Annotated in this window: 1 protein-coding gene; it reads left to right on the top strand. The window is 63.9% G+C overall.

The genetic code is table 11. The annotated features are described in order from the left end of the window. Nucleotides 1-110 precede the first annotated feature (110 nt). A complete protein-coding gene (locus GY937_20570; protein ID MCP5059106.1) occupies nucleotides 111-566 on the top strand; it encodes a PAS domain-containing protein in 456 nt (151 codons plus the stop codon). Nucleotides 567-674 lie beyond the last annotated feature (108 nt).

Genomic DNA, 674 nt, shown 5'->3' with positions numbered 1-674 from the left:
GACACTACCTCGCGGCTCTCGATCGCGAACTCGACACCGATCCGACCGACACCGATTCGCCGTTCTGACGAGAAACCAGCACTCGCGCGCGACCACGGCTAGATGATCAGATTTCTACGGTTTCTCGTGATCGCCAACAAGCACTCGGCTATCCTCCGAGCGCGTGGTACAGAGAGGGCTTCTTGGGAGACCATTTGCACCCGGAAGACCGCGAGGGTGCCATCGCCTTCTGCCAGGCCGCATCGGCCCGCGGCGAAGACCACCAACTCGACTACCGTATGCTGGACGCAAACGGTGGACCCGTCTGGATCCACGACATCGTTTCCGTCGTCAGCAGCGACGGGCAGCCAACGAGCCTCCGCGGCATCATGGTGGACATCACGGATCGCAAGGCGGCCGAGCAGGAGCGCCGCAAGCTCGATGCGCGCATGGTCGAAACCCAGAAACTCGAGAGCCTGGGGCTCGTGGCGGGTGGGGTCGCACACGATTTCAACAACTTGCTCACCGCCATTCTGGGCAACGCATCCCTCGTGCTAGCAGGCTGCGGAAGAACGCTGGTGGCGTAGCGGAAACCGGGAGCTCGAGGGGGTTTTCCCGGGAATTGACCGCGGAATCGGGGTTTCGCCGCCGGTGAGTGTCCGGCTCGTGACCCGCGCGGCGCTCCGTTCGGGCCG

This window comes from bacterium (assembly GCA_024228115.1).
Lineage (GTDB): Bacteria > Myxococcota_A > UBA9160 > UBA9160 > UBA6930.
The sequence above is the reverse complement of the archived record's forward strand: the minus strand, read 5'-3'. Positions and strand labels throughout refer to the sequence as shown.